This is a genomic window from Nocardioides potassii (genome assembly GCF_021648885.1).
GTDB lineage: Bacteria > Actinomycetota > Actinomycetes > Propionibacteriales > Nocardioidaceae > Nocardioides > Nocardioides potassii.
The window spans coordinates 371,158-396,006 of the sequence record NZ_JAKJHZ010000003.1 but is presented as its reverse complement, the minus strand read 5'-3'; the positions used below and the strand labels follow the sequence as shown (position 1 = coordinate 396,006).

Annotated in this window: 21 protein-coding genes; 10 read left to right on the top strand and 11 right to left on the bottom strand. The window is 73.0% G+C overall.

Annotated elements, in window-relative coordinates:
- Positions 1–8: 8 nt before the first annotated feature.
- The gene (locus tag L2K70_RS03270) at positions 9–875 is read right to left on the bottom strand and encodes a MerR family transcriptional regulator (RefSeq protein ID WP_236398922.1); all 867 of its coding nucleotides are present in this window, start codon (positions 873–875) and stop codon (positions 9–11) included.
- A 127-nt stretch (positions 876–1,002) separates the two neighbouring features.
- Here L2K70_RS03270 and L2K70_RS03265 point away from each other — a divergent pair, with 127 nt between their 5' ends.
- Positions 1,003–1,698, top strand: a complete 696-nt coding sequence (locus L2K70_RS03265; RefSeq protein ID WP_236398920.1) for a spermidine synthase — start codon at positions 1,003–1,005, stop codon at positions 1,696–1,698.
- A 7-nt stretch (positions 1,699–1,705) separates the two neighbouring features.
- Here L2K70_RS03265 and L2K70_RS03260 read toward each other — a convergent pair whose 3' ends face one another.
- Complete coding sequence (locus L2K70_RS03260) at positions 1,706–3,607, bottom strand: penicillin-binding transpeptidase domain-containing protein (protein ID WP_236398917.1); 1,902 nt, start codon at positions 3,605–3,607, stop codon at positions 1,706–1,708.
- A 55-nt stretch (positions 3,608–3,662) separates the two neighbouring features.
- Between L2K70_RS03260 and L2K70_RS03255 the strand changes: the two genes are divergently transcribed.
- Complete coding sequence (locus L2K70_RS03255; RefSeq protein ID WP_236398912.1) at positions 3,663–5,045, top strand: class II fumarate hydratase; 1,383 nt, start codon at positions 3,663–3,665, stop codon at positions 5,043–5,045.
- A gap of 51 nt (positions 5,046–5,096) precedes the next feature.
- Entirely contained in the window at positions 5,097–5,711 is a 615-nt protein-coding gene (locus tag L2K70_RS03250; protein WP_236398909.1) for a GNAT family N-acetyltransferase, read from the top strand.
- Positions 5,712–5,923: 212 nt separating this feature from the next.
- Here L2K70_RS03250 and L2K70_RS03245 read toward each other — a convergent pair whose 3' ends face one another.
- From L2K70_RS03245 to L2K70_RS03235, 3 genes are all read right to left on the bottom strand, one after another.
- Complete coding sequence (locus L2K70_RS03245) at positions 5,924–6,595, bottom strand: aggregation-promoting factor C-terminal-like domain-containing protein (protein WP_236398905.1); 672 nt, start codon at positions 6,593–6,595, stop codon at positions 5,924–5,926.
- 383 nt (positions 6,596–6,978) lie between these two features.
- Positions 6,979–8,310, bottom strand: a complete 1,332-nt coding sequence (gene phoH2 / locus L2K70_RS03240) for an RNA 5'-3' helicase PhoH2 (protein ID WP_236398902.1) — start codon at positions 8,308–8,310, stop codon at positions 6,979–6,981.
- Between the two features lie 219 nt (positions 8,311–8,529).
- The gene (locus L2K70_RS03235) at positions 8,530–9,369 is read right to left on the bottom strand and encodes an isoprenyl transferase (RefSeq protein ID WP_372477464.1); all 840 of its coding nucleotides are present in this window, start codon (positions 9,367–9,369) and stop codon (positions 8,530–8,532) included.
- A 50-nt stretch (positions 9,370–9,419) separates the two neighbouring features.
- Between L2K70_RS03235 and trhA the strand changes: the two genes are divergently transcribed.
- Both trhA and L2K70_RS03225 read left to right on the top strand, forming a co-directional pair.
- Positions 9,420–10,154: a PAQR family membrane homeostasis protein TrhA gene (trhA, locus tag L2K70_RS03230; RefSeq protein WP_236398897.1), complete on the top strand. Its 735-nt coding sequence runs from the start codon at positions 9,420–9,422 to the stop codon at positions 10,152–10,154.
- A 198-nt stretch (positions 10,155–10,352) separates the two neighbouring features.
- Entirely contained in the window at positions 10,353–10,730 is a 378-nt protein-coding gene (locus L2K70_RS03225; RefSeq protein WP_236398894.1) for a hypothetical protein, read from the top strand.
- A gap of 3 nt (positions 10,731–10,733) precedes the next feature.
- Here L2K70_RS03225 and L2K70_RS03220 read toward each other — a convergent pair whose 3' ends face one another.
- Together L2K70_RS03220 and L2K70_RS21515 are read right to left on the bottom strand one after the other, a co-directional pair.
- A complete protein-coding gene (locus tag L2K70_RS03220) occupies positions 10,734–11,663 on the bottom strand; it encodes a DUF1353 domain-containing protein (RefSeq protein WP_236398891.1) in 930 nt (309 codons plus the stop codon).
- A gap of 96 nt (positions 11,664–11,759) precedes the next feature.
- Positions 11,760–13,079 (bottom strand): FAD-binding protein, encoded by a 1,320-nt coding sequence (locus L2K70_RS21515; RefSeq protein ID WP_236398888.1) that lies wholly within the window; start codon positions 13,077–13,079, stop codon positions 11,760–11,762.
- Between the two features lie 99 nt (positions 13,080–13,178).
- Here L2K70_RS21515 and L2K70_RS03210 point away from each other — a divergent pair, with 99 nt between their 5' ends.
- Together L2K70_RS03210 and L2K70_RS03205 are read left to right on the top strand one after the other, a co-directional pair.
- Positions 13,179–14,174, top strand: a complete 996-nt coding sequence (locus L2K70_RS03210) for a YihY/virulence factor BrkB family protein (RefSeq protein WP_236398886.1) — start codon at positions 13,179–13,181, stop codon at positions 14,172–14,174.
- 114 nt (positions 14,175–14,288) lie between these two features.
- Positions 14,289–19,109: an Ig-like domain repeat protein gene (locus L2K70_RS03205; RefSeq protein WP_236398883.1), complete on the top strand. Its 4,821-nt coding sequence runs from the start codon at positions 14,289–14,291 to the stop codon at positions 19,107–19,109.
- On the opposite strand, the gene L2K70_RS03200 is transcribed toward L2K70_RS03205, so the two are convergent.
- The 4 genes from L2K70_RS03200 to L2K70_RS03185 form a co-directional block, all read right to left on the bottom strand.
- Positions 19,093–19,749 carry an HAD family hydrolase gene (locus L2K70_RS03200; RefSeq protein ID WP_236398881.1) on the bottom strand — a complete coding sequence of 219 codons (657 nt, stop codon included), beginning with the start codon at positions 19,747–19,749 and terminating at the stop codon, positions 19,093–19,095. The genes L2K70_RS03205 and L2K70_RS03200 overlap by 17 nt on opposite strands.
- Positions 19,746–20,216 (bottom strand): PTS sugar transporter subunit IIA, encoded by a 471-nt coding sequence (locus L2K70_RS03195; protein WP_236398879.1) that lies wholly within the window; start codon positions 20,214–20,216, stop codon positions 19,746–19,748. The genes L2K70_RS03200 and L2K70_RS03195 overlap by 4 nt, the downstream gene beginning before the upstream one ends.
- Complete coding sequence (locus tag L2K70_RS03190) at positions 20,213–20,452, bottom strand: PTS sugar transporter subunit IIB (protein ID WP_236398877.1); 240 nt, start codon at positions 20,450–20,452, stop codon at positions 20,213–20,215. Before L2K70_RS03190 ends, L2K70_RS03195 begins: the two co-directional genes overlap by 4 nt.
- Before the next feature lie 69 nt (positions 20,453–20,521).
- Positions 20,522–21,577, bottom strand: coding sequence for an SIS domain-containing protein (locus tag L2K70_RS03185; protein WP_236398875.1), 1,056 nt, complete (start codon positions 21,575–21,577; stop codon positions 20,522–20,524).
- Between the two features lie 96 nt (positions 21,578–21,673).
- Here L2K70_RS03185 and L2K70_RS03180 point away from each other — a divergent pair, with 96 nt between their 5' ends.
- The 3 genes from L2K70_RS03180 to nagA are packed head-to-tail and all read left to right on the top strand — an operon-like array spanning position 21,674 to position 24,848.
- The gene (locus tag L2K70_RS03180) at positions 21,674–22,456 is read left to right on the top strand and encodes a GntR family transcriptional regulator (protein ID WP_236398872.1); all 783 of its coding nucleotides are present in this window, start codon (positions 21,674–21,676) and stop codon (positions 22,454–22,456) included.
- Positions 22,453–23,712, top strand: a complete 1,260-nt coding sequence (locus L2K70_RS03175) for a PTS transporter subunit EIIC (RefSeq protein WP_308195720.1) — start codon at positions 22,453–22,455, stop codon at positions 23,710–23,712. Before L2K70_RS03180 ends, L2K70_RS03175 begins: the two co-directional genes overlap by 4 nt.
- Positions 23,709–24,848, top strand: a complete 1,140-nt coding sequence (gene nagA, locus L2K70_RS03170) for an N-acetylglucosamine-6-phosphate deacetylase (protein WP_236398869.1) — start codon at positions 23,709–23,711, stop codon at positions 24,846–24,848. Before L2K70_RS03175 ends, nagA begins: the two co-directional genes overlap by 4 nt.
- Position 24,849: the final 1 nt, after the last annotated feature.

Here is a 24,849-nt window from a genome sequence, read left to right as displayed (position 1 = left end):
GGACCGTCTCAGCCGGCCGGCGCGAGCCGGTCGGCGAGGGCGGTCGCGGCCGCACCAGCCAGGTGCCCGAGGCGTTCGGGTCCGACGACCTGGTCCTGGTGCGCACCACCCAGGAAGACCGTCGTCATCGGCATCAGGGCCTCCACCACCTCACGGACGGCCGGGAGGTCCTCGACCGTCGGCGCGGCCAGCACGACGGCCGCGGGAGCGACGAGCCGGACCGTGCCCACCCACGCCTCGAGCGGGAGGTCGCCGCCGAGGTAGGTGACGGGTACGCCGCGCGAGCGCAGCACGAGGGAGAACGCCAGCACGCCGAGCTCGTGGCGCGACCCGCGCGCCAGCCCCGCCACCACGCGTGGACCGCGGGGTGCCACGGGCAGCGCCTGGAAGGCCTGGGCCAGTCGCCGGTGGACCGCGCTGGAGACGAAGTGCTCACCGGCGACGGACACCTCGCCGCGCTGCCACGCCTTGCCGAGCTCCACCATGGACGGCATCAGCCACTCGTCGACGACCCTGGCATGGTCACCGTCGTCGAAGACGTCGGCGAGCAGCCACTCCAGGCCCGGCACGTCGAAGTCGATCGCGCACTGCACCAACTGCCGGGCACGGGGGTCCGGGGTCTGCGGCTCGGGTCGGGCGACCTCGGCCTCCGCGGCCGAGGCGTCGTCCACGACGTGCGCCGCGGCCTCGTGGGCGGACCACCCGGCGTCGACCAGCGTGCGCATCACGCTGAGCCGGCGGACGGCCTCGTCGTCGTAGAGCCGGTAGTTGCCGGCCGATCGCTGCGGCACGACCACGCCGTAGCGCTGCTCCCACTTGCGCAGGGTGGTGCTGGACACGCCCGTGAGCTCCGCGGCCCGCCCGACTGTGTACACGTGTACAAGGTACGTCCACGTCGTGCCGCTGGGCAGCCTTTCCGCGACGCCCACGACCCCTTCGGGTGGGCTGGGCTCGTCACACCTTCGACGGTGGGAGCCCGCGACGGTGGGGCAGGATGGACGGGTGAGCATCGACAGCGGGCCCCGGAGCACCGTCGAGATCGCCCGTGCCGAGACCGAGCGGGGCGAGCTCGTGCTGCGGCGGCGTCGGTCCGACAACGCACCCGACGTGCTCGAGCTGCGGGTCAACGGCGTCTTCGTGATGGACACGCTGGAGACCACCAGCGAGATCGAGCTCGCCGCCCAGGCCCTCGACCTCGTCGACGCACCGGCTGCCGTGCTGATCGGCGGGCTGGGGCTGGGCTTCACCCTCCAGCGGGTCCTGGCCGACCCCCGGGTCGAGCGCGCCGTGGTCGTCGAGATCGAGCAGCCGCTCATCGACTGGATGCGCGACGGCACCGTCCCGCACGGACCGGCGATCCTCGCCGACGAGCGGGCGTCGGTGGTCAACGCGGACATCGCGATGGCGATCGCCGAGGCGCGGTCGTCGTACGACCTCGTGCTGCTCGACGTCGACAACGGCCCGGGCTACCTCGTCCACCAGGGCAACCAGCAGGTCTACCAGGCCGAGTTCCTCGGGCGGTGCCGCGACCTGCTCAGCCCGGGCGGGGTCCTCGTGGTGTGGTCGGCCAACCCCGCGCCCGAGCTGCTCGCCGCGATGGAGGACGTGTTCGGCGCGGCCGAGGAGCAGGCGCACGACGTGCTGCTGCAGGACCGGCCGGAGCAGTACTTCCTCTACCTCGCGCGCCGAGGCGACTGACGCCGGGTCAGCCGACCGAGCGCAGGAAGGTCTCCAGCACCGGACCCGCGGTCTGCGAGCCCGACACCCCGGTCTCGACGAAGACTGCCACCGCGAGGTCGCCGCGGGTGGCGATCATCCAGGCGTGGGTGGGGAGCTCGCCGGTCGCGTCGGGCTCGCCGTACTCCGCCGTGCCGGTCTTGGCACCGGTCACGCCGGGTACGTCGAGGAGGAACCGCCCCGACCCGGTGTCCACCACGCCGCGCATGAGGCCGCGCAGGGTGATGGCCTCGCGCCGGGTCAGCGGCCGCTCGGGCGGCACCTGCTCGACCTGGTGGTCCGGCAGGAGCACCGGCAGCACGGCGCGGCCGGCCTGCACCGACGCGGCGACGGTCGCCATCGCGAACGGGCTGGCGAGGACCGTGCCCTGGCCGATCAGGTCCGCGGCGGCACCGGTCTCGGTCTCGGGCGGCGGCACCTGGCCGAAGTAGACCGGGAAGCCGAGGTCGTGGTCGGTGCCGAGGCCGAGGGCCTGCGCGGCCGCCGTGGCGTCGCCCGGCTGGAGCCGGTCGGCGTTGCCGACGAAGGCGGTGTTGCAGGACTGCGCGACGGCCTGGCCGAGGGTGATCTCGCCGATCGACGAGGCCGGGTAGTCGTCGTAGTTCTTGAAGGAGCGGCCGTCGACGACCGTGGTGGCCGGGCACGACACCCGGTCGCCCGGTCCCAGGCCGCTGCGCAGCAGCGCGAGCGAGGAGACGACCTTGAAGGTCGACCCGGGCGCGTACTGGCCCGTGTCGGCGAGGTCGGCCCCCTCTGCGCCGGCACCGTTGGCCGTCGCGAGGATCGCGCCGTCCGACGGCCGGATCGCGACGAGGGCGCTCGCGGGTGCCCGGTCGCCCAGCGTGGCCAGCGCGGCCTCGGCCTGCTCCTGGATGCGGACGTCGAGCGTGGTCGCGAGCGGCGCGCCGTCCACGGCGGGGACCTCGAAGACGGTGCGGAGCCCGTCCTGCGCGTCCCGTACGACGACCGCGCGGCCGGGCGTCCCGCGCAGCTGGTCGTCGTAGCGCGCCTGCAGGCCGGAGAGGCCGACCTCGTCGCCGGCGACGATCGCGCCGTCGGACTCCTCGACGACCTCGGCCGTCGCGTCGCCGACGCGTCCCAGCAGTGCGGCGGCGAACTCGCGGCTGGGCGCGAGCGGCAGCGTGTCGTTGACCGCGAGCGCTCCCGGCACCTTCCGGAACGCGGGCAGCACCTCGCGGGCGTCCTCCTCGCGGAGCACGACCGCTTCCACGAAGGCGTCGGGTCCCATGGCCTCCGCGCGGTCGACGTACGACGCCGGGTCGACGTCGAGGATCCGCGCGATCCTCCGCGCGCTGCGGGCCACCTGCGCGCCCTCGACCTCGGTCTTGTCGAGCCCGTAGCGCAGCACCGGGCGTTCGGTGACGAGCACCGACCCGTCGGCGCCGGTGATGTCACCGCGATCCGGGGTGATGGTGCGCAGGCCGAGGGTCTCACCCGCGACGAGCTCGGGGACCAGCGTGGCGGGCGACCACTCGACCTGCCAGCCGTCCTCGCCCTCCACGAGCGCGGCCCGGGTGTCGTAGGTCCAGAGGTCGGGGCCGCCGAGGTCCCACTGCCAGGACAGCGTGGCCGTGGCGCTGCCGCTCGACTCGTCGGTGTCGGGCTGCTCCACCCCGGCCACCTCCACGGCGACCGGCACCTCGTCGAGCGGCGTGACCAGCTCGGCGAAGGCGTCGCGCGCGGCCTCGTCGGTGAGCGGGACGTCGCCGAGGGAGTGCTCGGAGAGCGCGGCGGCGAGGTCGTCCGCGAGGTCGGCCACGGGGTCGGAGTCGTCTCCACCGCCGGTGCCGGAGCAGGCGGAGCCCACCCCCATGACCACGACGGCGATCCCGAGAGACAGTGATCGCATGGGTCCATGCAACCAGCCCGAGGGTGACATCGGTGGAGGTGGGTACGGTCGCCACATGAGCGAGACACGCACCGAGCACGACTCCATGGGCGAGGTCGAGGTGCCTCGCGACGCCCTCTGGCGGGCCCAGACCCAGCGCGCCGTCGAGAACTTCCCCATCAGCGGCCTGCGCCTCCAGCCGCGCCACGTCCAGGCGCTCGCCCACGTGAAGGCCGCGGCCGCGCTCGCCAACGACGGGCTCGGCGTGATCACCCACGAGCAGGCGCAGGCCGTCGTCGCCGCGGCTGACGCCATCGTGGCCGGCGAGCACGACGACGAGTTCCCGATCGACGTCTTCCAGACCGGGTCAGGCACCAGCTCCAACATGAACGCCAACGAGGTCATCGCCACCCTCGCCGACCGGGCCGGCGTCACGGTCCACCCCAACGACCACGTCAACGCCTCGCAGAGCAGCAACGACACCTTCCCCACCAGCATCCACGTCGCCGCGACGCTCGCCGTCGTCGACGACCTGCTTCCGGCCCTGGACCGGCTCGCGTCGTCGTTCGAGGCGAAGGCCGCGGAGTTCGCCGACACGGTCAAGGCCGGTCGCACCCACCTGATGGACGCGACGCCGGTGACGCTCGGACAGGAGATGGGGGCGTACGCCGCCACGCTGCGGCTCGGTGCCGAGCGGCTGGAGGCGGTGCTCCCCCGCGTGCGCGAGCTGCCGCTGGGCGGCACGGCCGTCGGCACCGGCATCAACACCCCGGCCGCCTTCGCCGAGCGGGCGATCGCGGCGCTCGCCGAGCGCACCGGGCAGCCCTTCACCGAGGCCCGCGACCACTTCGAGGCGCAGGGCACCCGCGACTCCCTCGTCGAGCTGTCCGGCGTGCTGCGCACGATCGCCGTGGGCCTCACCAAGATCTGCAACGACCTGCGATGGATGTCGTCGGGGCCGACGACCGGCCTCGCCGAGATCCACCTCCCCGACCTCCAGCCGGGGTCGAGCATCATGCCCGGCAAGGTCAACCCGGTGCTGCCCGAGGCCACGCTGATGGTGTGCGCGCGGGTGGTCGGCAACGACGCGACCATCGCGTGGGCCGGCGCGGCCGGCACCTTCGAGCTCAACGTGATGATGCCCGTGATGGCCCACGCGCTCCTCGAGTCGGTGCACGTCCTCTCGACGTCCACCGTCCTGCTCGCCGAGCGCTGCGTCGACGGGATCACCGCCGATGCCGAGCGGATGCGCCGCTACGCCGAGTCCTCGCCGTCGGTCGTCACGCCGCTCAACGCCCACATCGGCTACGAGGAGGCGGCGAAGGTCGCCAAGAAGGCGCTGGCCGAGGGCGCCACGATCCGCGAGACCGTGATCGCGATGGGCTACGTCGAGCGAGGCGACCTCACGGAGGAGGAGCTCGACGCCGCGCTCGACGTCGACTCGATGACGGGCCGCTGATCGGGGCCGTAGCGGCAGCCGAGCGTCCGGTAGCCGTCGTACGGTCGGGGCATGAGCGGGACGACGATCACCACCGGCACCGGGACGACGTACGACATCCGGGCGCTGACGCCCGAGACCTGGGACCTCTTCGCCGACCTCAACGAGCGGATGGGCGGGCTGTTCGGGGGGTGCTGGTGCGTCGCGTTCCACGCCGAGCGCGACGATCGTCAGCCCGGACCGGAGGGCAACAAGGCGTTCAAGAGGGCGATGGTCGACGAGGGCATCGCGCACGCGGCGCTCGTGGTCGACGGCGGACTGGCCGTCGCGTGGGCGGAGTACGGCACGCCCACCGAGCTGCCCGACATCCACCACCGCAAGCAGTACGACGCGGAGAAGCACGCCGACCCCGACTACCGGGTGACCTGCATCCGGGTCGACAAGGCGCGTCGCCGCGAGGGCCTGGCCGAGGTGGCGCTGCGCGGCGCGCTCGCGCTCATCGCCGCCGAGGGCGGCGGCACCGTCGAGGGATACCCGCACGACCTGACCGACGTGACCAAGAAGACCTCGTCGTCATGGCTCTACAACGGCACGCGCAGCATGTACGAGCGCGTCGGATTCACCTATGACCGCCCCAAGGGGATGAAGAACTGCGTGATGTCGATCGAGGTCCCGGCGTCGGCCTGACCCGCAGGGCATGACACGAGGCGCGGCCCGCTCGTCCCCGTGGAACGTGCGGGTCGCGCCCCTCCGACCCCCCTGGTCAGTCCGTGGCACGAGACGCACCTCGGTGCGCCTCGCCACCGAAGGATGACCCCTCGAGGGCCTCGGGGACGGCGGATCCGATCCTGACTAGGCCGATCGGTTGGACCAGTGGTCCGCTTCCTGCGGGTGGCCGGTCAGTACCAGCCGTGGCCGGCCTTGAAGCTCCACGCGCTGCAGGGCGAGCCGTAGGTGTCCTGGATGTACTCCAGGCCCCACCGGATCTGGGCCTCGGCCGAGGTCATGTAGTCGGCGGGCAGGTCGTGGAGCTGCGTCAGCGCCTGCGGGATGCCGTACGCCGACGAGGTGGGGTTGTCCGCGTCGATGCGCCAGCCCGACTCGCTCATGTAGAGGGAGTCGAGGCAGGAGAACTGGTCGGACGAGAAGCCGTAGACCGGCAGGAGCGCGCGGGCGATGTCACGCGGGTCGGCCTGCGAGAGGGACTGCGACTTCGTCACGACCGGGCCGGCCGACATGGTCAGCGCGGTCGCCTTGGTGGCGTCGCGGCGCGAGGAGCGCGAGGTGACCTGCCGCTCCGCGCGCCTGGCCAGCAGCTCGTCCGTGGCAACCTCGTCGCCGGAGGTCCGGGGCTGCGCGGGCGCGGCGCTCGTCGTCCGCGCGACGTCTGCGGCGGCCGGCGTGAGGCCCGGGTCGCTGCCGGCCAGGCCGCCCGTCACGCTGATGCCGGTCACGGCGGCCGCGAGGCCGGTCAGCGCGACGCCGGTGCGCAGCGCTCGGCGCGGCCCGCGCGCGGCCTTGTGCTTGCCGGGGGCGCGGTGCGTGGGGACGTACTTCGGGGAACGGGGCACGGAGGAGTCTCACGGGTGGGGAACGGGGGCTGTGCGGCTCGAGAGGCACCACGGGATCGCACGCAGCACGGTCGGGACGCGGTTCTCGGGGGTGTCCCTGGCCTGACCCTGTCCTGTGGTGGGACGACAGGTCACGAAACGATCACGACCACCATGCATGAGGTGCCGGGGGCACGCAAACCGAACGCCCGAATTGACTAGAGCCCCTGTGCCACAGGGGTTGCCTTGCGTCTCATGGGCCACATCGGCCTCAGGATTCCCGCCCACCTCTTGACCCCCGACCGTCCCGTGTGCCGCGCTGTAACGCCGGGTTACAGCCTGTACCCACCCCCGAGCACGGGGGTGGGTACAGCACCTAACCCGGCGTTACAGCGCGTGGTGGGTCAGAGGGTGACGTCCTCCAGCATCTCCGTCACGAGGGCCGCGATGGGCGAGCGCTCGGAGCGGGTGAGGGTGACGTGGGCGAAGAGCGGGTGGCCCTTGAGCTTCTCCACCACCGCGACGATGCCGTCGTGGCGCCCGACGCGCAGGTTGTCGCGCTGCGCGACGTCGTGGGTCAGGACGACCTTGGAGTTGGCGCCGATCCGGGACAGGACGGTCAGCAGCACGTTGCGCTCGAGCGACTGGGCCTCGTCGACGATGACGAAGGCGTCGTGGAGCGAACGGCCGCGGATGTGGGTCAGCGGCAGCACCTCGAGCATCCCGCGGTCCATCACCTCGTCGATGACGTCCTTGCCGGTCAGCGCGCCGAGGGTGTCGAAGACGGCCTGCGCCCACGGCGACATCTTCTCGTTCTCCGAGCCGGGCAGGTAGCCGAGCTCCTGGCCGCCGACGGCGAAGAGCGGGCGGAAGACGACGACCTTCTTGTGCTGGCGGCGCTCCATGACGGCCTCGAGGCCGGCGCACAGCGCCATCGCCGACTTGCCGGTGCCGGCGCGACCGCCGAGCGAGACGATGCCGACCTCCGGGTCGAGCAGCATCTCGAGGGCGACCCGCTGCTCGGCCGAGCGGCCGTGGACGCCGAACGCGTCCTTGTCGCCGCGCACCAGGTGCACCCGCTTGTCGGCACCCACCCGGCCCAGCGCCGTACCGCGGTCGGACAGCAGCACCAGGCCGTTGTGGCAGGGCAGGTCACGGGCCTCGGCGAGGTCGATCGTGCCGTCCTCGTAGAGCTCGTCGAGGTCGGTGGCCGGGACCTCGAGCTCGGTCATGCCGGTGTAGCCGGAGTCGCTGATCGCCTCGGCGCGGTACTCCTGCGCGTCGAGGCCGACGGCCGAGGCCTTGATGCGCAGCGGCAGGTCCTTCGAGACCAGCGTGACGCGGTGGCCCTCGTTGGCCAGGTTGCGTGCGACGGCGAGGATCCGCGTGTCGTTGTCGCCGAGCCGGAAGCCCGACGGCAGCGACTCGGCGTCGGTGTGGTTGAGCTCGACGCGCAGCGTGCCGCCGTCGGTGCCGATCGCGACGGGTTCGTCGAGGCGACCGTGCAGGACGCGCAGGTCGTCGAGGGAGCGCAGCGCCGTACGGGCGAAGAAGCCGAGCTCCGGGTGGTGCCGCTTGCCCTCGAGCTCGGTGATCACCACCACGGGCAGCACGACCTCGTGCTCGGCGAAGCGCGTGAGCGCCCCGGGATCGGCGAGGAGGACGCTGGTGTCCAGGACGTAGGTCCGGAGGTCGGAGCTGGGCGATGCGGACTCGGGTGAGGTCTTGCTGGCCACGACTAACCCCTTGCTGCGGGTCGGCGCGCGCACTCCTCGCCCGGCCCGATGTCATTCAACGGACCGGAGAGCTCCCATCTGAGTGCTCAAGGACTGCCTCCCGGTTCAGCAGGCTTCCCCACCTGCCGATGTCGCGAAAGTACGCCCGGCCGAGGGCCGATCCGGCGCGACACGCCCGAACGCGAGGTGACGAGCAGGTGACGATCCCAGCCGGGCCGCTCAGCCGCCGAAGCGGCGCTCGCGGGCGGCGTACGCCCGGATCGCGCGCAGGAAGTCCACGCGCCGGAAGTCGGGCCAGAGCGCCTCGCAGAAGTAGAACTCCGAGTTCGCCGACTGCCACAGCAGGAAGCCGCCGAGCCGCTGCTCGCCGGACGTGCGGATCACCAGGTCGGGGTCGGGCTGGCCCTTGGTGTAGAGGTGCTCGGCGATGTGCTCGACGTCGATCAGGTCGGCGAGCTCCTCCAGCGACGTGCCCCTGGTGGCGTGGTCGGCGAGCAGGGCGCGTACGGCGTCCGCGATCTCCCGGCGCCCGCCGTAGCCCACCGCCACGTTGACGAGGATCCCGTCGAGGTGGCGGGTCGACTCCTCGGCGGCCTTGAGCTTCTCGGCGGTCTCGGTCGGCAGCAGGTCGAGCGCGCCGACCGGGTGGATCCGCCAGCGCTGCGCCTCGGCGAGCGACTCGACGGCGCCCTCGATGATCGTCAGCAGGCCGGTGAGCTGCTCGGGGGGCCGGTTGGTGAGGTTGTCGCTCGAGAGCAGCCACAGCGTGACCACCCCGACGCCGACCTCCTCGCACCAGCCGAGCAGCGGGCGGATGTTGTCCGCGCCCGCCTGGTAGCCCTCCGCGGTGTTGAGGCCGACCGCCTTGGCCCACCGCCGGTTGCCGTCGAGCATGACGCCGACGTGCCGGGGGATGCGGTCGGGTGGGAGGAACTTCACCACCCGGGACTCGTAGGCCGGGTAGAGCACCCGACGCAGCGCGTCCTTCACCTTGACCACCGACCGATCGTAACGCTGCGTGTGACCGAGTCCTCGCCTCCGTCGTCGTGCGCGCGCCATGGCGTGCCCGCTACTTTGGTAGGCATGTCCCGATCACGCGAGCCTCGACGATGACCCCGCGTGACCGCGTCGACCAGGCCGTCGACCGCGTGGAGCAGGCCGTCGAGGCCATGTCCGACAAGATGGCCGAGGTCAAGCCCAGGCTGCGCGGCTGGCTGCACGCCGGTACGGCGCCGCTGGCGCTGGCCGCCGGCATCGTCCTGGTGGCCCTGTCCCCCACCGCCGAGACCCGTCTGGGGTCCGCCGCCTTCGCACTGTCGGCGCTGCTCGTCTTCACCGTGTCGGCGATCTACCACCGCGGCACGTGGTCACCCCGCACGTGGGCGTTCCTGCGCCGCTTCGACCACGCCAACATCTTCGTGCTCATCGCCGGCACCTACACGCCGTACGCCCTGCTGTTCCTCGACGGCTCCGCGCGTACGGAGCTGCTGGTGATCGTGTGGTCGGCAGCTGTCGTGGGCGTCGTCTTCCGCGTCTTCTGGACCGACGCGCCGCGCTGGCTCTACACACCGATGTACATCGCGCTCGGGTGGGCCGCGGTCTTCTTCATCCCGCAGTTCCTCGACGGAGCCGACCGGTTCAGCAGCGGCATCGCGATCGCCACGCTCGTGCTGGTCGCGGTCGGCGGGCTCCTCTACACCGTCGGCGGCGTGGTGTACGGCCTCAAGCGCCCGGACCCCTCGCCGCGCTGGTTCGGCTTCCACGAGGTCTTCCACTCGTTCACCGTGCTCGCCTTCGCGGCGCACTACGTCGGCGTCTCGCTGGCCACCTACAGCCTGCGCTGAGCGTCCTCCATCGCTGGTCGAGGAGGTCGCGCAGCGACCGTCTCGAAACCTGGTCAGTGGTCTCGTGACAGGACTTCGTCCCCCTCGACCAGCAGGAGCGACCGCGTGCAGGTCCGGTGAGCCTGCTCACGTCGGGAAACAATGCGCGGCCCGCGGTCGTCGTACTGGGGAAGCCCGTGTCCCCCACCCCTCCGCGAGATGACTGACTCACCCCAGAACGACCAGCGGCCAGACCGCCAGCCCGTCCTCGACCTCAGCCTCCCCCAGCTCGTCGCCGGTGCGACCGCCGCGGCGACCTCGGCGATCCTCATCAGCCGCCTCGACCTCCTCGGCACCGTCATCGGCGCCGCCGTCGCCAGCGTCGTCTCGGCGATCGTGACGGCGGGCCTCGTCGGCGGCTGGCACCGGGTCCGCACGGTGCCGAGCCGCTTCCCGCGCAACGTCAACGGGATGCTGGTGACCGCGGTCGCGCTCGGCCTCGTCGTCCTCGCGTTCCGCACCGGGATCGACCTGCTCACCCACGACGTCCCGGACACCGGCTTCACCGGCAGGTGGCTGGCGCAGGTCAGGGGATGACCGTCAGAGGGTGACGGCCGCGAACGTCACCAGCGCGCCCACGACGACGACCGCCGCCAGGACCCACGCCAGCACCGGCGAACGTCGGGCCAGCCGCTCGAGAGCCAGGTGAGTCGCGCCGATCACGGCGAGCCCGATGGTGACGTGCAGCAGCACGGCGAGCAGGACGCCTGCGATCGCGCCGGCCACCCGCAACCGGCCCCACAGCAGGCTCAGCGCGAGCGGTAGCACGATCGCGCCCGACAGCCCACCGGCGACCTCGGCCCACCACGGGCCGCCCATCCACGGCACGTCGACCGCAGCCACCCACGAGCGGTCGAACAGGTCGCTGGTCGAGGAGTAGCCCAGGTAGAGGATCGTCACGATCGTGACGGCTGCGGCGACCCGGTAGGACCAGTGCTTCGCGGGCGTCCACGGCACCGCCCGGCCGACGAAGATCGTCGCGACGGTCACCGCAGTCCAGACGATCCACCGCCGGACCACCCCGGTGCCGGTGTCGGCCATCGCGTCGCGGAAGATCCGGTCGGCCTCGACCCGGTCGACGACGTGCCCGCCCGTGGAGTCGTACGACGTCGGGTCGTCGCGCCCGGCGACGAGCGCGTCGTGCAGCAGGGCCGCCGGGAGGTGGGCGCCCGTCTTGGGGACCAGCCAGGTGAAGAGCGCCGGCACCGAGGTCAGGTCGGTACGGAAGCCGGGGTCGGCGCGGACCAGCAGCTCGCCGAGGTGGCGGTCGCGGTAGGCCAGGCGCCGCTCGAGGGAGAACGTCTCGACCCCCTCCTCGGCGTGCCGCTCGAGGACGATGCGCGGGTCGGCGCCCGGGTCGGGCGGCTCGCCGGGCACGCCGTCGCGGACGAGGGTGCCGCCGTCGTAGAAGCGGCGCGGCTCCTGCGCGACCTGTCGCGCCATGCCCCGCAGGCGTTCCCGAGCTCGCATGCCCCCAGTGTGGCGCTGCGCGCCGACATCCCCATCCAGGTAGTCCCCACCACATGGGTCGTGGCGAGCACCTCCGCGCGCCCCGACCGATGGGGACTAGCCGACTAGCCGGGCCGGAACGAGGTCGTTGCGGAACGTGCCACCCGGGTCGAGGCGCGCGCAGAGCTCGTGGAAGGCGGCGAGGTCGTAGGCGCCGTCGGGAGCCCGCAGCTCCTCGGTGGCGGTGAGCTTGCCCCAGTGGACACGCGGCTCCCACGGGGCGAGCGCGTCCTCCACCGCCCGGATGGCCACCATGGCGCGGGCCACGTCGGGCTTCCAGGTGAAGTGCGCGACGACGGAGTCGCGTCCGCGCATCGGGCTGAGCCAGAGGTCGTCGGCGGCGACCGCACGGATCTCGTGGACCAGCAGGGCGGGCGCGACCGTGTCGCTGATCGCGGTGAGGGTGGGCAGCAGGTGCGGGGCCGCGGCCCGCGGCAGGAACACCTCGCTCTGCAGCTCGTCGCCGACGCTCGGGACGTGGCTCGCCCGGAAGTGCGGCAGCCGCTCGTGCCACGGCCCGACCGACCCCTGCTGCGGCGTGGTCGCGGTGGGGTCGACACCGGGGACCGGGTGCACGTCGTGGTCGGCCGGTCGGTGCGAGGCCAGGCACGGCGCGAGGGTGGACGGACGGTCCACGCGGTCCTTGACCCAGACCGTCGAGACACGGGTGGGGTCGGCGAAGTCGGTGAAGACGCTCACGCTGGTGCCGCTCGTCATCACCTCCCCGAGCTGCGCGGCGACCTCGTCGGCCGGCAACCCGACCCACACCGTCTGGCGCACGTCGTAGGTCGGCTCGGTCCGCAGCCACATCCGCGTCACGACACCGAGCGCACCGAGCGAGACCACCGCCCCGCCGAAGTCGGCGTCGCCCTCCTCGATGCGTACGACGTCGCCGGCCGCGGTGACGAGCTCGACGGCGCACACCGCGGTCGCGAGCGAACCGAGGGACGGGCCCGACCCGTGGGTGCTGGTGGCGCACGCCCCGGCGACGCTGATGTGCGGCAGCGACGCGAGGTTGTGCAGCGCGAGGCCGTGCTCCTGCAGGACCGGCGCCACCTCGGCGTACGTGGCACCACCCGGGACGACGGCGACGGTGCCCCCGGGACGGTCCTCGACCTCCACGGCGAGGCCGAGCCCGCGGGTGTCGACGTGCACTCCGTCGGTGTCGGCGACCCGGGAGAACGAGTGTCGCGACCCCAGTGCCCGTACGTGCTCCCCGTCCGCCGACGCGGACGCGACGAGCCGTTGCAGCTCAGCGACGCTGCCCGGACGGACCCGTCGCCGGGCCGCGTAGGTGACGTTGCCGGCCCAGTTGACGGCCGGGTCGACGGCCGGGTCGACAGCCGGGTCTACGGAGGGCGGGTGGTCGGCGGTCACGGTGCTCCTGGGCGGTGTGGGGGGCGCGGGGCCGCGGCCCGCTCCCACCCTCTCAGACGGGACCGCGCCGTCGTCCGGACGACCGCCTAGGGTGCGGCCATGACGACCGCGCGCACCGTCCCCGTGACGACCGAGATGGACGGGGACGAGCTCGACGCGCTGGACGCCTGGCACCTCGCCCGCCGGCACGGACTGCGCACGATCGCGGTCGAGTCGTTCGTGCGCTTCCGCTACGGCGACGGCTTCACCAACTCGCGCGCACTGGCCCTGCAGGCCTGCCTGGCCGTCGTGCCGTTCCTCCTCGCCCTCACGGGACTGGCGGCCGACCTCGACGAGGAGCGACCGGCCGCCGTCGTGGCGCAGGTCGTCGACTCGATCTCCCCCGGAGCCGGCGACAGCGACGCGCTCGCCTCGGCGGTCGAGCAGCCCGACGAGGACGAGCGCGCCGGTGAGGTCGCGCTGGTGCTCGGCCTCGGGTTCGCGCTGCTGTCGATGACCACCGCGATGGCCCAGGTAGAGCGCGGGGCCAACCGCATCTACGGCATCCGGCGCGACCGCAAGGCGTTCGCCAAGTACGGCCGCGCCGCGGTGCTGACCGCGATCCTGGCGGTGCCCGTCGGCACCGGGTTCGTGATGATCGTCGGCGGCCACGCCCTCGGCGAGGCGATGGTGGACAACTACGGCTGGTCCGACACCACCGAGGACTGGTGGAACGTCCTGCGCTGGCCCCTCGGGCTCGGGCTGCTGGTGCTCACCATCGCCGTCCTCCTCGACCACGCGCCGCGGCGCCGCCAGCCCGCGTTGTCCTGGCTCGCGCTGGGCTCCGCGATCGCGGTGGTGCTGAGCGCGGTCGCGACGCTGGGGCTGGCGGCCTACGTCTCGCTCAGCGGTTCCTTCGGCAGCGTGTACGGCCCGTTGGCAGGTGTCTTCGCGCTGCTGCTGTGGGCGCTGCTGTCGTCCATCGCGTTCTTCTACGGCACCGCGGTCTGCGCCCAGCTCGAGGCGCTGCGCGCGAGCGAGCCCTCGCCCGCCCTCGACGACCCGGGGCGACCGCACGCGCGCACCGTCGGCGACCGACCGGCCGAGGACAGGTAGTCAGAACGGGTGGTCCGGCCTCGTTCCTGACCCACGCGAGGTGATCGCTCCCTAGCGTTCTGGTTCCACCACAGGAGCGAGAACTCGATGCGTCGTCCGGCCAGCCGTCTCGGCGTGCCCACCCTGTCCGTCCTGTCGATCGCCCTCACCCTGGGTGGCCTCGCCGTCGTGCCCGCCAGCGCCCAGGCGGCGCCCGTGACCGGCAGCCCGGAGGCCGCGTCGAGCCCGGGTCCGACGGGCAGCGCTTCCGACGCAGGCGTGCAGCGGGTCGGTCGCGACGTCGCTCGGGCTGCCGCCGCGGTGGAGCTGCCGCGTCCACTGCGTGGCCCACGGGCCGTGCGCGCCCTGGACGACCAGCTCGACGAGGCGGCCGCGCTCAACGACCTGACCGAGGCCGGGCTCACCGCCCTCCTGGCCGAGGACCCGACCGCGTGGATCGACCAGGACGGCCACGTCTTCTACAAGGACGAGCCCGCGATCGCGCCGCCGAACGACCCGGTGAGCGCGCAGGCGCCGCTCGACCAGACCTTCCTGCTGCACAGCAAGCCCGGCTCGACGAAGACGATCTACCTCGACTTCGACGGCGGCGCCGCGAGCGGCACGGCGTGGCACAACGCCTACCCGGCGACCCCGACCACCCAGCCCGCCTGGGACCCGTCCGGCAACGGAGCGGCGTTCAGCGACTACGAGCTCACCTCGATCCAGACGACCTGGCAGTCGGTGGCGGAGGACTACGCGCCCTTCGACGTCGACGTGACGACCGCCGACCCCGGCGCGGGCGGGATCTTCCGCACCAGCGCCGCCGACTCGTCGTACGGCTCCCACGTCCTGATCACCCCGAGCGACGCCGCGCACGACGCGATCTGCGGCGGGTGCGGCGGCGTTGCCTACCTCAACGTCTTCGCTGCCGTGAACGGCGGCGGCGGAGGCCCGGCAGGCGACGGCTACGGCTACCGGCAGCCCGCATGGGTGTTCCCGCAGAAGCTCGGGAACTCCCCCAAGAACATCGCCGAGGCCATCACCCACGAGGTCGGGCACAACCTCGGCCTCGAGCACGACGGCAACGCCACGCAGGGCTACGACCGCGGCCACGGCGCGTGGGCGCCGATCATGGGCGTCGGCTACGACCACCCGGTCAGCCAGTGGAGCAAGGGCGACTACTCCGGCGCCAACAACCAGCAGGACGACGTCGCGATCATCCGCACCGTGACCGGCTCGCGGTCCGACGAGGCCCCCACCAGTATCGCGGGCGCTCCTGCGGTCCCGACCGGGACGGCGTACGTCACCAGCCGCAGCGATGTCGACACCTTCCTCCTCGGCACCTGCTCGGGCTCGGTGGCCATCGACGCCCGCTCGCTCGGCGCCTACGCCGACCTCGACGTCGAGCTCTCGCTGCTCGATGCGACCGGTCAGCCCGTCGTCAGCGACGACCCGGCCTCCGCCCAGTCCAGCCCGACGACCGCGACCGGGATGGACGCATCGATCTCGCGCACCGTGACCGCGGGCACCTACTACGCCAGCGTGGACGGGGTGGGCAACGGGCCGTGGAGCACGGGGTACGACGACTACGGCTCGATGGGTGCCTACACCCTCGCGGCCACCGGCTGCGACGGCGCGGCCCCGACCGGTACGCCGTCGGCGCCGACCGGTGCCGCGGCGACGCCGCACGCCACCGACCCGAGCGTCACCCTGACGTGGGCGGCGCCGTCGAGCGCCGGCAGCAGCGCGGTGACGGGCTACGTCGTCACCCGCGCCGGCGACGACACCCCCGTCCAGGTCGACGCCACCGCCACCTCGTACGCCTGGAGCGGGCTCGCCTCGTCGACGTCGTACACCTTCACGATCACCGCGCTCAACGCGAAGGGCCCCGGTCCGTCTGCCACCGTCACCGCGACGACGAACGCCGCCACCGTCCAGCCCAGCGCACCCCAGAACGTCACCGGTTCGTGGGACAGCCTCAACCAGCGCGGGCTCCTCGGCTTCGCCGCGCCGGCCAGCGCCGGCACCAGCGCGGTGTCGAGCTACGACATCTTCATCGACGGCGTCTACACCTACGTCGTCAGCGCGCCGGCCACCTACATCATCCCGCTCCAACCCGGCACCCACACCATGGGCGTGGCGGCGGTCAACGCCCAGGGCCGGGGACCGGTCAGCATCGTCTCCGCGGTCGTCCCGGCCAAGGCCGGCAACGACTCCTTCGCCGCGCGATCGGCCCTGTCCGGCGTCAGCGGCTCGACCACCGGCAACAACCTCGAGTCCTCCGCCGAGGCGGGCGAGCCCGCTCCCCCTGCGCTGCGCACCGGCTCGGGCGCGGCATCCGTCTGGTACTCCTGGACCGCGCCCGGGTCCGGCCCGGCGACCCTCGGCACCACCTCGTCGGTCGCCGGTCGCGACACCATCCTCGCCGTCTACACCGGCACTTCCGTCGGCGCGCTGACCCAGGTCGCGGGCAACGACGACAACGGGACCAACGCCTTGTCCAGCGTGTCCTTCAACGCCATCGCCGGCACGACGTACGCCGTCGCGGTCAACGGCTACCGCACGACCGCCGCCGGTGTCGGGGCCTTCGGCCTCACGTGGTCGGGCACGGCGCCGGTCGCGGCCCCCACCACGACGACCCTCGGCTCCGTCGTCACCGGGCGGTCGGCCACGCTGACCGCCGGCGTCACGGCAGCCTCGGGCACCCCGGCAGGCACGGTCGAGTTCCGCGACAACGGGGTCGTCGTGGGGACCAAGCCCCTCGCCTCGGGCAGCGCCTCGATCACCCTGACCGACCTCGTCAAGGGCGACCACCCGCTGCGGGCCACCTTCGTCCCGACGGACAGCACGCAGTTCGCGACGTCGCAGTCGGCCCTCGTCACCTCGACCGTCGCCGCCACGTCCAGCACCACCACCCTCACCGCCACCGGCGGCGTCCAGCAGGTCGACCTGAACGCAGGCGTCACGGTGGCAGCGGGCGCGGTGGCCGGTACGGTGCGGTTCACGGAGGGGCCGACCACGGTCGGCACCGTCGCCGTCACGGGTGGCTCGGCATCGCTGTCGCTGACCGGCGTCACCGCCGGCTCGCACACCTACGCAGCCGTCTTCGTGCCGGCCGACACCACCCGCTACGACGGCTCGACCTCGTCCGACCGCTCGGTCACGGTGACCGACCCGGTCGTCGCCAGGCCGACCACCACCACGCTGGTCACCAGCGCGAGTGGTCGCACGGCGACGCTGACGCCCACGGTGACCGCGGCGTCGGGGACACCGCAGGGGACCGTCCAGCTGCGGGACGGCGCCGTCGTCATCGCCACCGTCACGCTGACCGGGGGCACCGCGTCGTACCAGGCCACCGACCTGCTGCGCGGCACCCACCGCTTCACCGCCGAGTTCGTGCCGACGGACTCGTCGGCGTTCGTCGCCTCGCAGTCCGCGGAGTCCGTCGTCGAGGTCGCCGCCACGCCGACCACGACCAGCCTCACCGCGACGTCGACCCCCGCCCGCGTGGTCACGCTGCAGGCCACGGTCACCGCGGGCGTTGCCGGCACGGTGCAGTTCACCGAGGGAGCGACCGCGCTCGGCACGGTCGCCGTGTCCGGCGGCTCCGCCAGCCTCACGGTGACCGGCGTACCGGCCGGCACCCACACCTGGACCGCCACCTTCACCCCGGCCGACGACACCCGCTGGGCACCGTCGTCAGGGCAGCGCGTCGCCGACATCGCCGCGACACCCACCGCGACCGCCCTCGGCTCGACGGTCGCCTTCCACCGGGTCACGCTGGTCGCGACGGTCACCAGCAGCGGCGGCAGCCCAGCGGGCGTCGTCGAGATCCGCGAGGGCACCTCGCTCGTCGCCACCCGGCCGGTGTCGGCCGGTACCGCGACCGCGGTGCTCGAGGACGTGAGCACCGGAGGCCACGACTGGACCGCCACGTTCGTGCCGAGCAGCCCGACGTCGTACGCCGGCTCGACCTCCTCGGTGCACACCGCGACCGTGCAGGCGACGCCGACCACCACGCCGCTCGTCGCCACCGCGAGCGGCCGGACGGTCACCCTCTCCGCGGCGGCGTCGACCGTGGACGGGACGCTGACCGGCGACGTGGTGTTCCGCGAGGGGACGACGGTCGTCGGCACGATGGCCGCAGGCCCCGCGTCGTCCGTCCTGACGCTGGGCTCCGTCTCGCCGGGCGCCCACTCCTACTCAGCGTCGTTCGTGCCGTCCGGCACCTCGCACGCCGGCTCGACCTCGCCCACCCGCTCGGTCACCGTCCAGGTCGGATCGACCACGTCCCTCACCGCGACCGCCACGGGGCAGGACGTGACCCTCGCCGTCCAGGTCGGTACCGAAGCCGGGTCCCCCGCGGGATCGGTCGAGCTACGCGAGAGCAGCGCGCTCGTGGGCACCGTCCCCCTCTCCGGCGGCACCGCATCGCTCACGCTGACGTCCGTGACGCCCGGTGACCACGCCTACCAGGCGACCTTCGTCCCCGCCGACCCGTCGTCGTACCTCGGCTCGGCCTCGGCGGTCCGCACGCTCACCGTCGACGAGCCGGTCGTCACACCGCCGCCCGTCACCCCGCCGCCAGTCGTCACGCCGCCCGTGGTCACGCCGCCCGTGGTCACGTCGCCGCCGACCGTGACGCCCACGGCGCCCACGACGCCCACGACGCCGCCCCTCGCCGCGAGCACGACCTCGGTCAAGGCGCCCAGGAAGGCCAGGGCGGGCACCCGGCCGACCATCGCGGTGAGGGTCATCCGCGGGTCCGCTGCCGCCACGGGGAAGGTCACCGTGACGGTCGGGAAGAAGACCACGACGCTGTCGCTGGCCTCCGGGTCGGCCAGCCTCAAGCTCCCCAGGGTGAAGAAGGGCAAGGTCACCGTGACGGTGCGCTACCTCGGCGACGCCACCACCTCGGGGTCCTCGGCGACGAGGACGATCAAGGTGACCGCCTGAGCAGGGGCACCAGCGGGCGCAGGTCGTCGTGGACCTCCGCCGCGCCGGCGTCCAGGAGCACGGAGGGGTCGTGGGACGTGGCGACGCCGACGACACGACGTACGCCGGCGGCGCGGGCGGCACGGATCCCGGCCGGCGAGTCCTCGGCCGCGACAGCGGCGGACGGATCGACGCCGAGCCGCCCGCAGGCCAGCGCGAACCCCTCGGGGTCGGGCTTGCCAGCGAGGACGTCGAGCGCGGTGACGACCAGGTCGACGTCGTCGAGTCCCAGGCCGAGCGAGGTCAGCGACCGCTCGACCCACGAGGGGCCGGCCGAGGTCACGATCGCGACCGGGGTCCGCGACGAGCAGGCGGCGAGGATGAGCTCGCGGGCGCCGGCGACGGGGGTCGGGTCCTCGTCGGGGACGTGCGCGAGCACGTCGTCGAGGACGACCTGCGGGTCCAGCCCCGACCACGGCCCCGGTTCGGTGGCGAAGACGTCGAGCGCTCTGCGGCCGGTGAAGATCCCGAGGTCGGGCACGTCCCACCCCCTCGCCGCGAAGCACAGCTCGTAGCCGCGCCGGTGCAGCGGCTCGGAGTCGACGAGCGTGCCGTCGAGGTCGAGCAGCAGCGCCGAGACGGGCTGGTCGGCAGCGCTCACGGAGCGGCGAAGAGCAGGTCACCGGCGGCGACCACGCCGCCGGTCGCGTCGCTCGTGACCGAGCCCTTCGCGCCGTCCATCAGCACGACCGGCACCACGGGCGAGACGTCCTGGCCCGCGGCCGACGCCGGCAGCGCAGCGGGGTCCCAGGTGATCATCGGGTCGCCCGCGGCCACCTCGGCACCCTGCTCCGCGTGGACCTCGAAGCCCTCTCCCTCGAGCCGCACGGTGTTGATGCCGAGGTGCACCAGGACTCCGACGCCGTCGCCCATCACGACGAACGCGTGCGGCAGGACCTTGAGGACCTTCCCGGCGATCGGCGAGACGACCGTCGTCGTACCTCCGTCGGGCTCCACTGCGGGGACGATCGCCACGCCCGGGCCGACCATCTCCTCGGCGAAGACCGGGTCGGGGACGTCCGCCATCGCGACGACCGTGCCCGGGCACGGTGACAGGATGTCGGTCACATCAGGTCCTCGATGTCGTCCGCGATGTTGTCGGCCTCGGGGCCGACGACCACCTGGACGACGGTGCCGCTGGCCATCACGCCGTGCGCCCCGGCGGCCTTGAGGGCGGCCTGGTCGACCTTGCCCGCGTCCCGCACCTCGGTGCGGAGACGGGTGATGCAGGCCTCGATCTCGACGACGTTGTCGGCGCCGCCGAGGCCGGCCAGGATCTGCTCTGCCTTGTTTGAGCCGCTCATCGGATTTCCTCTCGGGTGGGGGTGGTGGTCTCGTGACGGTTGCTGCGAAGCCTCCTCGACCAGCGAGTGCTACCGACCGGCGGTCGGCGAGAGCTCGGTGTCGGTGATCTTGTGGAGGCCGCGCGGGTTGTCCGGGTCGAGGCCCATCAGCCGGGCCATCTGCTCGATCATGACCTGCGCCGGCACGATCGAGGCGATGGGCTCGACGGTCTCGGGCAGGTCGGGGCCGGCGAGGTGCAGGTCGCAGCGCTCGGCGAACGCCGCCGTGCCACCGATCCCGAGCACCCTCGCGCCGCGGCCCTGGAGGTCGCCGACGAGGTCGACCATCGGCTCGGCCAGCGGTCCGTGCGCCGCGGCGACCAGCACGGCGAGCAGACCGTCGGACACCACGGAGATCGGGCCGTGGCGCAGGTCGGCGTACGAGTAGCCGCGCACCGGACGCAAGCAGGTCTCCTCCATCTTCAGCGCCGTCTCCAGGGCGGTGCCGAGCAGCAGCCCGCGGCCCGACACCACCACCCGGTCGGCATCGGCGAGCGCCTCGGCGGCTGCCGCCACGTCGGCGTCGAGGAGACAGGCGACCGCGTCGGGGACCCGCTCGAGGTCGGCCGTGAGGCTCCCTGCGGACAGCGCATCGACCAGCACGGCGAGGGCGACCTGCTGGGTGAGGTAGGTCTTGGTGGCCGGCACCGCGACCTCCGGGCCGGCTTGCGTCACGAGGGCGACGTCGGCCGAGCCGGCCAGCGACGACTCCGCGACGTTGGTGACGGCGACGGTCGCGGCGCCAGAGGCACGCGCCCACTCCTGGGTCTCGACGATCTCCGTGGTGGACCCGGACTGCGAGACCGACACCACGACCGTGTCGGAGAGGTCGAGCCGGGCGCGGTAGTGCGTCGCGACGCTCGGCGCGGCCAGGGCTGCCGGCATCCCCGCGACCACCTCGAGCAGGTAGCGGCCGTAGATCGCGGCGTTGTCGCTGGACCCGCGGGCCACCAGCAGCACCCGGCGCCGGCCGGCGGCGAGCCCGCGCAGCCGGTCGCGCTCGGGCAGCAGGTGGTCGAGGGTGCGCCGGGCGGCCGCGGGCTGCTCGGCGATCTCGGCGGCCATCCGGGTGGTCGTGCTGGTCATCGTGGTCCTTGACAACGTCGGGGCGGCAGAGCCATGCTCTCCAACTGGTACGTACCAGACCGTACCAATGGATCGCTCCGACGTCGAGAGGACGACATGGCCGACAAGCTCGAGCCGGGCCCGCGCCCCAAGCACGTCCAGCTCAGCGACGTCCTGGCCGACCTCGCGATGCGCGACCTCGGCCCCGGTGCGGCCATCCCGTCCGAGCGCGAGCTCATGGCGTCGTACGACGTCTCGCGGGCCACCGTCCGCAAGTCGATCGACAGCCTCGTGGCCGGCGGGCTGCTCGAGAAGATCCACGGCAAGGGCACCTTCGTCGCGCGGCCGCGGGTCGAGACCCACCTCCACCTCGCGTCGTTCTCCGACGACATGCGCCGGCGCGGCCTCGTGCCGTCGACCCGGCTGATGCGCGTCGACGAGGAGCGCCCGCCCCCGGAGGTCGTGACGTCGCTGCGGCTCGGCGCCCACGGGACCGCCTGGCGGATCGACCGCGTGCGCCTCGCCGACGGCCAGCCGATGGCGATCGAGCAGGGGTGGTACCCCCGCTCCCTCCTGCCCGACCTCGACACGGAGGACCTCACGGGCTCGCTCTACACACTGTTCGCCGAGCGCCACGGCCTCGTCATCGACGCCGCCGAGCAGACGCTCTGGGGCGAGTCGGCCGAGGGTGCCACCGCGCGCCGCCTCGAGGCAGCGGTCCACACCCCGCTCCTCGTCTTCCGCCGCGTGTCGAGCGCGGCGGGACGACCGGTCGAGCACGTCGTCTCGCGCTACCGCGGCGACCGCTACCAGGTCCACATGAGCCTCGGCGCCGCCCCGGGCGCCACCGGGAAGACCCCCAGCACCACCAGAAGGAACGGAAGGAAGCGGTCCTCATGACCACAACGGACGCCACCTCGGGCGGCACCGGCACAGACACCACCGACTCGGGCAGGCGGAGGTTGAACCTCGCGCCCGTCCAGAAGTTCGGGCGCAGCCTGATGCTCCCGATCGCAGCCCTGCCGGTCGCAGCGCTCCTGCTGCGCCTGGGGCAGCCCGACCTGCTGGGCGCGGACGGCCTCGGCTGGACCCGCGTCGCCCCAGTGGTCGGCGCCGCCGGTGGTGCCCTCTTCGACAACCTGCCGCTGCTGTTCGCGGTCGGCATCGCCATCGGCATGGCGAGGAAGTCGGACGGCTCCACGGCCCTCGCCGCCGTCGTCGGCTACCTCGTCTTCAAGTCCGTCGGCGACGCCATGTCCCCCAACGTCCTCGACGACGACAAGCTCATCAACTACGGCGTGCTCGGCGGCATCGTGTCCGGCCTCGTCGCGGCCTTCCTCTGGCAGCGCTACCACCGGATCTCGCTCCCGCCCTACCTCGCCTTCTTCGGCGGCCGCCGCTTCGTGCCGATCATCACGGCGTTCGCGATGCTGCTCATCGCGGTGCTGACGGCGTTCGTCTACCCGGCGTTCGACAAGGGACTCACCAGCCTCGGTGACTGGATCACCGACAACGCGGTCATCGGCGGCTTCGTCTACGGCACGCTCAACCGGCTGCTGATCCCGCTCGGCCTGCACCACATCCTCAACAACCCGCCGTGGTTCGTCTTCGGGTCCTACGACGGAGCGCAGGGCGTCGTGCACGGCGACATCCCGCGCTTCCTGGCGGGCGACCCGACGGCCGGTGCGTTCATGACCGGCTTCTTCCCGATCATGATGTTCGCGCTCCCGGCGGCGGCCATGGCCATCTGGCACGAGGCCAAGCCGCAGAACAGGAAGCTGGTCGGCGGCATCATGCTGTCCGCCGCGCTGACCGCGTTCCTCACCGGCGTCACCGAGCCGCTCGAGTTCGCCTTCATGTTCGTCGCCTGGCCGCTCTACGTCATCCACGCCCTGCTCACCGGCACGTCGATGGCACTGGTCAACGCGCTCGGCATCAAGGACGGCTTCGGCTTCTCCGCCGGCCTGTTCGACTACGTGCTCAACTTCAACATCGCGACCAAGCCGCTGCTGATCATCCCGATCGGGCTGGCGTACGCGGTCCTCTACTACTTCCTCTTCCGGTTCGTGATCCGCAGGTGGAACCTCAAGACCCCGGGTCGCGAGGACGACGACAGCGCTGCGAACCCGGTGCTCGAGCAGGACACCAGGGCGTGATCCTCTCCGCCTCCCAGGTGGTCACCCCGGCGCGGATCCTCGCGCCGGGGTGGCTGCTCCTCGACGGCGAGCGCATCGCCGAGGTCGGCGAAGGCGCGCCGCCGCGCCCGCCCGACGTCGACCTCGGGGACGCGACCGTCGTCCCCGGGTTCGTCGACCTGCACGTCCACGGGGGAGGCGGCGCGTCCTTCGACACCGGTACGGCGGACGCAGCCGACGTCGTCGCCGCCACCCACCTCGCCCACGGCACCACATCGATGGCCGCGAGCCTGGTCACCGACACCCAGGACCGGATGGTCGACGCCGTGCGGGAGCTCGCGCTGCTCGTCCGGGACGGCCGGCTCGCAGGCATCCACCTCGAGGGACCGTGGCTGAGCCCACAGCGCTCGGGCGCCCACCAGCCCGGATCCCTCGCCACTCCCGACCCTGCATCGGTCGACGCGCTGCTCGGAGCCGGCGACGGTGCCGTGCGCATGGTGACCCTCGCTCCCGAGCTGCCCGGCGGCCTCGACGCCGTACGACGCCTCGTCGACGCCGGCGTGCTCGCCGCCATCGGGCACACCGACGCGACGTACGACGAGGCGCGTGCCGCCCTCGACGCCGGAGCCGGGCTCGGCACCCACCTCTTCAACGCGATGCGTCCGCTCCACCACCGCGACCCCGGGCCGGTCGGCGCCCTGCTCGACTCCCCCGTCGACGTCGAGCTGATCGCCGACGGCGTCCACCTCCACCCCGCCGTGCTCCGCACGGTCTTCGCCGCCAAGCCGGGCCGCTGCCTCCTCGTCACCGATGCGATGGCGGCGGCCGGCGCACCGGACGGCGACTACGCGCTCGGCCAGATGGCCGTCGAGGTGCGCGAGGGCATCGCCCGGCTCGCGTCGGACGACGGTGACGGCGCGATCGCGGGCTCGACGCTCACGATGGACGCGGCGGTCCGGTTCGCCGTACGGACGGCGGGGCTGCCCCTCGCCGACGTCGTGCACGCCGCCAGCACGACGCCCGCGCGGATGTGGGGCCTCGACGGGCCGGACGGGGTCGGCGCGATCGAGCCCGGCCGTCGCGCCGACCTCGTCGTGCTCGACGACGACCTCGAGGTCGTCCGGGTGATGAGCGCGGGCACCTGGGTCACCCGCTGAG

What these genes read in the sequence shown, in the direction of transcription:
- L2K70_RS03260 (WP_236398917.1), bottom strand. Translation starts at nt 3,607, where the DNA reads ATGCGATCACTGTCTCTCGGGATCGCCGTCGTGGTCATGGGGGTGGGC.
- L2K70_RS03255 (WP_236398912.1), top strand. Translation starts at nt 3,663, where the DNA reads ATGAGCGAGACACGCACCGAGCACGACTCCATGGGCGAGGTCGAGGTG.
- L2K70_RS03250 (WP_236398909.1), top strand. Translation starts at nt 5,097, where the DNA reads ATGAGCGGGACGACGATCACCACCGGCACCGGGACGACGTACGACATC.
- L2K70_RS03235 (WP_372477464.1), bottom strand. Translation starts at nt 9,369, where the DNA reads ATGGCGCGCGCACGACGACGGAGGCGAGGACTCGGTCACACGCAGCGT.
- trhA (WP_236398897.1), top strand. Translation starts at nt 9,420, where the DNA reads ATGACCCCGCGTGACCGCGTCGACCAGGCCGTCGACCGCGTGGAGCAG.
- L2K70_RS03225 (WP_236398894.1), top strand. Translation starts at nt 10,353, where the DNA reads ATGACTGACTCACCCCAGAACGACCAGCGGCCAGACCGCCAGCCCGTC.
- L2K70_RS03220 (WP_236398891.1), bottom strand. Translation starts at nt 11,663, where the DNA reads ATGCGAGCTCGGGAACGCCTGCGGGGCATGGCGCGACAGGTCGCGCAG.
- L2K70_RS03210 (WP_236398886.1), top strand. Translation starts at nt 13,179, where the DNA reads ATGACGACCGCGCGCACCGTCCCCGTGACGACCGAGATGGACGGGGAC.
- L2K70_RS03190 (WP_236398877.1), bottom strand. Translation starts at nt 20,452, where the DNA reads ATGAGCGGCTCAAACAAGGCAGAGCAGATCCTGGCCGGCCTCGGCGGC.
- L2K70_RS03185 (WP_236398875.1), bottom strand. Translation starts at nt 21,577, where the DNA reads ATGACCAGCACGACCACCCGGATGGCCGCCGAGATCGCCGAGCAGCCC.
- L2K70_RS03180 (WP_236398872.1), top strand. Translation starts at nt 21,674, where the DNA reads ATGGCCGACAAGCTCGAGCCGGGCCCGCGCCCCAAGCACGTCCAGCTC.
- L2K70_RS03175 (WP_308195720.1), top strand. Translation starts at nt 22,453, where the DNA reads ATGACCACAACGGACGCCACCTCGGGCGGCACCGGCACAGACACCACC.